Annotated in this window: 2 protein-coding genes; both read left to right on the top strand. The window is 37.9% G+C overall.

What is annotated here, in order from left to right; genetic code table 11:
- Positions 1-72: 72 nt before the first annotated feature.
- The gene (locus ACGHIN_RS16845) at positions 73-3,600 is read left to right on the top strand and encodes a hypothetical protein (protein ID WP_390456253.1); all 3,528 of its coding nucleotides are present in this window, start codon (positions 73-75) and stop codon (positions 3,598-3,600) included.
- A gap of 5 nt (positions 3,601-3,605) precedes the next feature.
- On the top strand, positions 3,606-4,121 hold a 516-nt coding region (locus ACGHIN_RS16840), incomplete at its 3' end, for a DUF6443 domain-containing protein (RefSeq protein ID WP_390456250.1).

The raw sequence follows: 4,121 nt of genomic DNA, 5'->3' as shown, positions 1-4,121 counted from the left end.
GCTTATTTAGTTACCATTAAAACGGATACTAATAAAAACGCAAGTGCGAAAATTATTAAGAAATAAACTAAGATGAGAAGAAATTATATACTGGTAGCCATGCTAAGTGTTATGGCTATCAATACCAGCCTTAAAGGACAGGATGCCCCTGCCATAAAAACAGATTTACCACAAATGATCCCGCCATCACCTACAGTAGCATCTTTGATGAAATTCGAAGAAGTTCCGGTGAGCAATTATACGGGAGTCCCGGATATTTCTCTTCCGCTTTTCAGTGTAGCAAGTAATTCCAAAGATATTAATGTCAATATTGCTCTAAAGTATCATACTTCCAGTGTTGCGGCCGATGAAATTGCCAGTGATGTAGGATTAGGATGGAATTTATTTGCAGGCGGAACTGTTTCCAGAACGGTAAAAGGATATCCAGATGAAGAATTGGTGCTGGCTTCCGGTTCTAAACCCGGAAAAGTAGGAGTTTATCAGACTACTACCGCCAATCACATCAATAACTTCTATTATTTTTCAAATAATATTCTGAATGCAACCAAAGATTATTACAAACCTAATTTATCAGCGGCAGATCAGGAAACCGGAAATGAATATATCTGGATGGCCAACCGTTCAGAAATATACGATACGGAACAGGACGTATGGCAATTCAATTTTTTTGGAAGGACGGGAAGGTTTTATATCAAAAAAAACAGCTCAGGAAGCCTTGAAGTAGTACCATTGGATAGTTATACGGTTAAAATTATCAATCAATATGATACCAGTACTTTGAAACCTACAGGGTTTGTTATCTTCGATGATCAGGGGTATCAATATGTTTTTGATATCATAGAAATTTCCAATAATTATGGAGGAACATTAAATTCTTACTATAAGAACGGACAATTGGTTTCATTTGATAACTTATACACGGACCGGGAATTCAACAGTTCTTTCCACCTTTCAAAAGTGATCAGCCCCAATAATATTACCCTGATCACCTACGAATACAATGAGAATGAGATCAAGGAAGGTTTTACTAATGTAACCAAGAGAACAACGGAATTTGGTGATCTGGGGCAAAGTCTCTCTTATATATATGATACCTATAACCACTGTGATGATTTTCCACCGGTAACTACAGTAACAAGGTCTTCTACCCTGGTAAAAACGAAGAAATTAAAAACTATTAAAGTAACCAATAACGCATTAATCAAATTCGAATATATTCAGGGAAGACAGGATAGTAATTTGATGTCACCTGAAAATGCATCTTATCTTAAATCAGTTTCTTTGTCGGACTGGGAAAATCATCTGATCAAAAAATACAGTTTTACCCAGGATTACAAAACAGTTCTGGATACAAGAATGTTTTTGAAAAAAGTAGATGAGCTGGATAAAACAGGACAGTTAATTGGAAGCTATCAGCTAACCTATGAAGATAATAGCACTGCAGGGAAAGTAGTTAATAAAGACTCTTGGGGATACTTTAACCTAACGGATGTCTGCGATTCCAATGCCTCTTCCGAATACAGAAGAAAAGTAGATCCTTCATTTTCAACAACGGATCTGTTGCAGAAAATTAAATATCCTACCGGAGGAAGTGTGGTTTTTGACTTTGAAGCCAACAGATATTCTTATGTGGGAGATCAGCAGATAACGGATTTCAGTGAAAATAAAGAATATATTTTCCAGTCATCAGATGGTTTAAGCTTTACTAACAGCAATAATACCATATTATTACCTACTTCAACTTCAGACAGGAGAGTGAAATTTTCTCCAAGTATCACTTTATCGGGAGATCCGGGAGTTGATACCCGCTCATTTATGTTACAAGTTTATAATACCGCAACTTCCAAGTGGGAAAAAGTACAGAATCTTAACTGCTCTTCGGCTAATTCCAACTGTTGTTTTTATGTTATCCTGGAGAAAAATAAGGGATACCGTATCTGGAGACAGAATTTTGATATCAATTATAATGGAACGGATACCATGGGAGTAGAATATTATAATGAAGGAGCGATCAATAATTTCTTATATGGTGGAGGAAACAGAATCAGAAGAATCGGCTATTTTAATTATGATGCTCCGGCGGATTTTTATAAAAATCTACACCCGCATCCGGTTTCTCCGTCCAAAGAAAAAAAATACACCTATAATTTTAACGGAACCACTACCAGTAGCGGAGCTTTGGCAGATCCGAAGCCATTATTCAAGTATACTCAGGGATTCAGTGCTAAATTTAAATTTAAACCTTATGGGTGGACCACTACCTGCTATGATGGAGATAGCCAGATCGACACCTATTCCAATACCTATGATGTCATCACTACCGAAAATAATATTCCACTATTTAAAACCCAGGGAGCTGCAGTAGGCTATAAATTTGTGACGGTGGAAGATGGTACCGGAACAGGAAGAGGAAAAACAACTTTTGAATATACCTCACCTATAGACTTCCCTAATATAGAATATCCGGCAGGCCCGCCTTTTGTACAACCCAGGAATTATGATTATAAAAGAGGAAACCTGATCCGTTCGATTGTGTACGATAACACTTCCAGAAAATTATCTGAAACGGAGAACCAGTATAACTATATCAATTACGAAGAATACACCGGAGTTAAATTTATAAAACCTGCAGAGGTATATAACGGAAGCAACGCAAGTTATCCTAAAACCTATGCCTTGTATAAATTTTCACTTAACGATGGAATTTCCTGTATGGAATGTAGTGATGCTTATTCTTCTCCGAGATCTTTCTGGGGCGGATTACCTTTGGATCTGAATACCCCTAAATTTATTCCGGTACCTGTTTTTGAAACATTTGGATGGACACAGCTTACCAATACCACATCAAAGAACTATTTCTATGAAAATGGGACCCAGAAAGTCATCCAGAGAAGTGAAGCATTTGAGTATAATACAGTCAACAAAAGGATGAGTTCTCATATTGTGAATAAAGCAGACGGCGGAACCCTTAAAACATTGTATTATTACCACACCGGAAACTCTGCTTATTCCCAGAACAGAATTGCTGAAATTGAGAAAATAGAAAGTTATAAGAACAATATCTTAATAGACAGTAAGAAAATCGTATATGATAACAATTGGGGAGCTAATGTATCTTATCTTCCGAAAGAAATACAGTCTGCTGTCGGAGCTCAGTCATTGGAAACCAATGTTACCTTCAACAAGTATGATGCATTAGGTAACCTATTACAGTACACGACCAAAGAAGGCATTCCCGTATCTATTGTCTGGGGATACCAGAAAACACAGCCGATTGCCAAAGTAGAGGGCATTGCCTATGCCGATCTGGAAAATCTAGGATTGATCTCTTCAATTGTTTCAGCTTCTGATACAGATGGTAATGATCCTTCCACAGAAGGAGCTTTAGTGACGGCATTGAATAACTTCCGAAACCATTCTGCCCTTCAGAATTACCAGGTGACCACCCTTACCCATAATCCACTTATCGGGGTTACCACCATGATTCCGCCATCCGGAATCAAGGAAACTTACCAGTATGACAATGCGAACAGATTGGAGAAACTGATGGATGAAGATGGCAAAGCATTAAAAGAGTTTAAATACAACTACAAAAACTAAGGATGATGAAAAAAAGAATAATTCTATTAAGCAGTTTTTTGGCGGCAGGTTGGACGTTTGCCCAGACTACACCGAGTACAACTGAAAACTATGTATATACCAAAACCTATCTGTCGGATCCTACAGCAGGAACTCCTAAAACCTCAGAAGCAGTACAATATCTTGACGGGTTGGGAAGGCCTAAGCAGGTGGTGAATGTAAAAGCTTCGCCAACAGGAAAAGATGTGGTTTCTTATATCGAATATGATGCTTTTGGAAGACAAGTCAAAGATTACCTTCCTGTGCCACAGTCAGGAACCCAGAATGGAACTATTTATACTTCACCACTTGGAAATGCTTCAACAATTTATGGAGCTGAAAAAATCTATGCTGAAAAAACACTGGAAAACTCACCACTGGACAGGATCCAACAACAAATCCAAGTAGGAAATGACTGGAGTACCAAACCTGTGAAGTTTGAATATGATGCTTGCATGGTAGCTGATGGAGTGAGAAAATTTACTACCTCTACGACTTGGGAG

The sequence above is a fragment of the Chryseobacterium barbadense genome, from assembly GCF_042849955.1.
Lineage (GTDB): Bacteria > Bacteroidota > Bacteroidia > Flavobacteriales > Weeksellaceae > Chryseobacterium.
This window is presented reverse-complemented; position numbering and strand designations above follow the sequence as displayed.

What these genes read in the sequence shown, in the direction of transcription:
- ACGHIN_RS16845 (WP_390456253.1), top strand. Translation starts at nt 73, where the DNA reads ATGAGAAGAAATTATATACTGGTAGCCATGCTAAGTGTTATGGCTATC.